The 5,612-nt window shown below is 48.8% G+C and carries 2 tRNA genes and 3 rRNA genes; all 5 read left to right on the top strand.

Annotated features, from left to right (window positions below):
- Positions 1–159 precede the first annotated feature (159 nt).
- The 5 genes from ABD937_RS21830 to rrf all read left to right on the top strand — a co-directional run bounded on the left by ABD937_RS21830 (position 160) and on the right by rrf (position 5,553).
- A 16S ribosomal RNA gene (locus tag ABD937_RS21830) occupies positions 160–1,691 on the top strand.
- A 121-nt stretch (positions 1,692–1,812) separates the two neighbouring features.
- A tRNA-Ile gene (locus tag ABD937_RS21825) sits at positions 1,813–1,890 on the top strand.
- 88 nt (positions 1,891–1,978) lie between these two features.
- A tRNA-Ala gene (locus tag ABD937_RS21820) sits at positions 1,979–2,055 on the top strand.
- 370 nt (positions 2,056–2,425) lie between these two features.
- Positions 2,426–5,302: ribosomal RNA gene (locus ABD937_RS21815) — 23S ribosomal RNA — on the top strand.
- Positions 5,303–5,441: 139 nt separating this feature from the next.
- Positions 5,442–5,553, top strand: a 5S ribosomal RNA gene (gene rrf, locus ABD937_RS21810).
- The 16S, 23S and 5S rRNA genes sit together here with 2 tRNA genes alongside, the layout of an rRNA operon.
- The last annotated feature ends 59 nt before the right edge of the window (positions 5,554–5,612 follow it).

Below are 5,612 nucleotides of genomic sequence, written 5' to 3'. Positions count from 1 at the left end.
AAGTTCTTTGAAAGAATGGGAAGCAATAGTAAAATTTAGTAGTTATCTACTAGTTTACAGGTAAAGGATGAATTGAGTATGCGATATTAAAATCGACAAATGACTCGAACAATTTTTATAACAATGAGAATTTTCTAGTCAGAGTCAAACAACACATTTACAATGGAGAGTTTGATCCTGGCTCAGGATGAACGCTAGCGGCAGGCTTAATACATGCAAGTCGAGGGGCAGCGGGGTTGTAGCAATACAACTGCCGGCGACCGGCAAACGGGTGCGGAACACGTACACAACTTACCCTGAACTGGGGGATAGCCCTCCGAAAGGAGGATTAATACCCCATAGGATCGTAGAGTGGCATCACTTAGCGATTAAAGCTCCGGCGGTTTGGGATGGGTGTGCGGCTGATTAGGTAGTTGGTTGGGGTAATGGCCCACCAAGCCTTCGATCAGTAACTGGTGTGAGAGCACGACCAGTCACACGGGCACTGAGACACGGGCCCGACTCCTACGGGAGGCAGCAGTAAGGAATATTGGTCAATGGACGCAAGTCTGAACCAGCCATGCCGCGTGAAGGATGAAGGTCCTCTGGATTGTAAACTTCTTTTATGGGGGACGAAATCTGTTATTCTTGACAGTCTGACGGTACCCCAGGAATAAGCACCGGCTAACTCCGTGCCAGCAGCCGCGGTAATACGGAGGGTGCAAGCGTTATCCGGATTCACTGGGTTTAAAGGGAGCGTAGGAGGGCAGGTAAGTCAGTGGTGAAATCTCCGTGCTTAACATGGAAACTGCCGTTGATACTATCTGTCTTGAATATTGTGGAGGTGAGCGGAATATGTCATGTAGCGGTGAAATGCTTAGATATGACATAGAACACCGATTGCGAAGGCAGCTCGCTACACATATATTGACTCTGAGGCTCGAAAGCGTGGGGATCAAACAGGATTAGATACCCTGGTAGTCCACGCCCTAAACGATGGATACTCGACGTGTGCGATATGACTGTACGCGTCTGAGCGAAAGCATTAAGTATCCCACCTGGGAAGTACGACCGCAAGGTTGAAACTCAAAGGAATTGGCGGGGGTCCGCACAAGCGGTGGAGCATGTGGTTTAATTCGATGATACGCGAGGAACCTTACCTGGGCTAGAATGCCAGTGGACCGTGGGTGAAAGCTCACTTTGTAGCAATACACCGCTGGTAAGGTGCTGCATGGCCGTCGTCAGCTCGTGCCGTGAGGTGTTGGGTTAAGTCCCGCAACGAGCGCAACCCCCATCACTAGTTGCCATCAGGTAACGCTGGGAACTCTAGTGAAACTGCCGTCGTAAGACGCGAGGAAGGAGGGGATGATGTCAGGTCATCATGGCCTTTATGCCCAGGGCTACACACGTGCTACAATGGGTCGGACAAAGGGCTGCCACTTAGCGATAAGGAGCCAATCCCAAAAACCGACTCTCAGTTCGGATCGCAGTCTGCAACTCGACTGCGTGAAGCTGGAATCGCTAGTAATCGTATATCAGCAATGATACGGTGAATACGTTCCCGGACCTTGCACACACCGCCCGTCAAGCCATGGAAGCTGGGTGTACCTAAAGTCGGTAACCGCAAGGAGCCGCCTAGGGTAAAACTAGTAACTGGGGCTAAGTCGTAACAAGGTAGCCGTATCGGAAGGTGCGGCTGGAATACCTCCTTTTTAGAGCACTTTTTTCATCTTCTGTGAATTTGTTTGCTATTGTTTTCCCCTTTCTTTCAATATTATTCGTTCTTTTAAATGGAACCCGTAATCCCGAGTGATCGGGGGAGGGGCTACAAAAAGATCCGTAGCTCAGCCTGGTTAGAGCACTACACTGATAATGTAGGGGTCAGCAGTTCAAATCTGCTCGGGTCTACCAAACCGAAGCTGCGAGGAGAGAAGTCCGGATGAAGTTGTGTGGACCGAAGATGTGTGAACCGAGCTCCAGACGCTAAGCCAATAACCTTGGGGGATTAGCTCAGCTGGCTAGAGCACCTGCCTTGCACGCAGGGGGTCAACGGTTCGAATCCGTTATCCTCCACCAAAACGGTGAATGGTCAATGGTGAATGCCTTGACGATTGACGAAAACCAGTTCTTTGCTTCTCATTTTTTAGAATGTGGTATCACAAGAGTGTGATAGCCTGGTGGTTCGCAACCATAACATTTGACAAAAGCTGTCCACGGAATGGTGGGACGGGAAACGGCGGTCAGCCTTATGAGTTTCTACTCATTACTGGTCACTCATTACTCCTCCTTACTTGGTGGAACAGGAAGATCTTTGACATATTGGAATCAATAAAGTTGTTAGAAACGAAGAGTACACATCAATTACATGATTTTAGATCACTGTTTTTTTTAAAAATGGATGGTCTTTTTGAAATGTGGTTGGGTAACAAATACAATTTCTAAGATTTTTAAAGCAACTAAGGGCGCATGGTGGATGCCTAGGCTCTGAGAGGCGATGAAGGACGTGGTAAGCTGCGATAAGCCAGGGGGAACTGCACACAAGTATTATATCCCTGGATCTCCGAATGGGACAACCCAGTACGTTGAAGACGTATTACACCGAAAGGTGAGCCAACCCGCTGAACTGAAACATCTAAGTAAGCGGAGGAAAAGAAAACAATAGTGATTCCCTGAGTAGTGGCGAGCGAAACGGGAATAGCCTAAACTTGAGGAGCGTGCTCCTTGAGGGTTGTAGGGCTGCATTTAGAAAAGATCATCAAGCGGAAGACTTTGGAAAATTTTGCCATAGAGCGTGATAGCCGCGTACGCGTAAATTGATCTGGACGAGCAGTACCCTGAGTAGGGCGGGACCGGAGAAATCCTGCTTGAATCTGCCAGCACCATCTGGTAAGGCTAAATACTCCTCAGAGACCGATAGTGAACCAGTACCGTAAGGGAAAGGTGAAAAGTACCCTAAACAAGGGAGTGAAATAGTACCTGAAACCGTGCGCCTACAAGCGGTCGGAGCAGCGCAAGCTGTGACGGCGTGCCTTTTGCATAATGAACCTACGAGTTGCTCCTCACTGGCGAGGTTAAGTTCTTAAGTAACGGAGCCGTAGCGAAAGCGAGTCCGAACAGGGCGTTTAGTCAGTGGGGGCAGACGCGAAACTTTGTGATCTATCCATGGGCAGGCTGAAGGTGTGGTAACACACACTGGAGGGCCGAACGCGTAAACGTTGAAAAGTTTTGCGATGACCTGTGGATAGGGGTGAAAGGCCAATCAAACTGAGAGATAGCTCGTTCTCCCCGAAATGTTTTTAGGAACAGCGTCGCATTTTAGAAGTTTATGAGAGGTAGAGCTACTGATTGGGCTAGGGGGCTTCACCGCCTACCAAACCCTGACAAACTCCGAATGCTCATAAATATCTGCGGCAGTGAGGCTGTGGGCGCTAAGGTCCATGGCCGAGAGGGAAATAACCCAGAATAACAGCTAAGGTCCCTAATACGTAGTTAAGTTGATCAAACGAGGTGGAGTTTCTATAACAGCCAGGATGTTGGCTTGGAAGCAGCCATTCATTTAAAGAGTGCGTAACAGCTCACTGGTCGAGAGACTCTGCACGGAAAATAATCGGGCATCAAACTACGAACCGAAGCTTTATGATGCACACTAAGTGTGTATTCGGTAGGGGAGCATTGAAGCAGCATCGAAGGTGTACGGCGACGTATGCTGGAGCGGCTTCAAAAGAAAATGTAGGTATAAGTAACGATAAACAAGGTGAAAAACCTTGTCGCCGAAAGTCTAAGGGTTCCTGATCAACGTTAATCGGATCAGGGTTAGTCGGGTCCTTAGGAAAACCCGAAAGGGGTATCTGATGGAAAACTGGTTAATATTCCAGTACCCGTTTTAGTTTCGATGGGGTGACGCAGTATTGAAAGTTCCTCGCACTTACGGAATAGTGCGATTAACCTTGTAGCTATAGGTTTTCTAGGTAAATCCGGAAGATCTGGCAAAGAGGGAAAGTACACCAAGGCTTCGGCTGCGGTGAGTGAACCTAAAAGCTGCCGAGAAAAACCTCTAAGGCTAGGCTAAAACGGCCCGTACCGCAAACCGACACAGGTAGACGGGAAGAATATTCTCAGGCGCTCGGGTGAGCCGTGGAGAAGGAACTAGGCAAATTGACGCTGTAACTTCGGGATAAAGCGTCCCAGCTTCGGCTGGGCACAGTAAAATGGTTCAACCAACTGTTTAACAAAAACACAGGGCTCTGCAAAATCGCAAGATGACGTATAGGGCCTGATACCTGCCCGGTGCTGGAAGGTTAAGGAAGGATGTTCGGGGTAACCCAAAGCTTCTGACTGAAGCCCCAGTAAACGGCGGCCGTAACTATAACGGTCCTAAGGTAGCGAAATTCCTTGTCGGGTAAGTTCCGACCTGCACGAATGGTCTAATGAGTTGAACACTGTCTCCTCCACGAGCCCGGTGAAATTGTAGTATCGGTGAAGATGCCGGTTACCCGCCACGGGACGGAAAGACCCCGTGAACCTTCACTACAACTTTGCATTGATTCTGAGCAACCGATGTGTAGGATAGTTGGGAGACTGTGAAGTGGCTTCGCCAGGAGTCATGGAGTCATCGTTGAAATACCAACCTTCGTTTGCTTAGGGTCTAATCCCTTGCGGGAAACAGTGCATGGTGGGTAGTTTGACTGGGGTGGTCGCCTCCTAAAAAGTAACGGAGGCTTGCAAAGGTTCCCTCAGTACGGTTGGTAATCGTACGAAGAGCGCATCAGTATAAGGGAGCTTGACTGTGAGACAGACGCGTCGAGCAGGGGCGAAAGCCGGCTGAAGTGATCCGGTGGTTCTGTATGGAAGGGCCATCGCTCAAAGGATAAAAGGTACTCCGGGGATAACAGGCTGATCTCCCCCAAGAGCTCATATCGACGGGGAGGTTTGGCACCTCGATGTCGGTTCGTCACATCCTGGGGCTGGAGAAGGTCCCAAGGGTTCGGCTGTTCGCCGATTAAAGTGGCACGTGAACTGGGTTCAGAACGTCGCAAGACAGTTCGGTCCCTATCTGTGGTGGGCGCAAGTAAATTGAGAAGACGTGACCTTAGTACGAGAGGACCGGGTCGCACGTACCGCTGGTGTATCTGTTGTGCCGCCAGGTGCAGCGCAGAGTAGCTATGTACGGACAGGATAAACGCTGAAAGCATCTAAGCGTGAAACCTTCTTCAAGATGAGTTTACTTTTAAGGGTCGTCAGAGACTATGACGTTGATAGGCTACAGATGTAAAGCTGGTGACAGCAAAGTCGAGTAGTACTAATTGCCCGTACGCTTTAATTTTTATTTTGCTCTTAGGATCTAATGACTTTATTCCAATATGTCACTTTATTAAAGTTGACAAGTTCATAAGTCGACAAGTTGACAAGTAAGTCCCTTACTTAGCAACGAATCAACTTATCACTTGGTAACTCCACTTAATTATGGTGGTTTTGCCGAGGGTGTTCACCTCTTCCCATCCCGAACAGAGAAGTTAAGCCCCTCATGGCCGATGGTACTGCACCACAATGCGGGAGAGTAGGTAGCTGCCATATTTATTAAAACAAAAAGCCTTGGCTCGAAAGAGACCCAAGGCTTTTTGCATTACAGACAC

Origin of the sequence: Flaviaestuariibacter amylovorans (genome assembly GCF_039541815.1) — a bacterium.
GTDB classification, from domain to species: domain Bacteria; phylum Bacteroidota; class Bacteroidia; order Chitinophagales; family Chitinophagaceae; genus Flavisolibacter; species Flavisolibacter amylovorans.
This window is presented reverse-complemented; position numbering and strand designations above follow the sequence as displayed.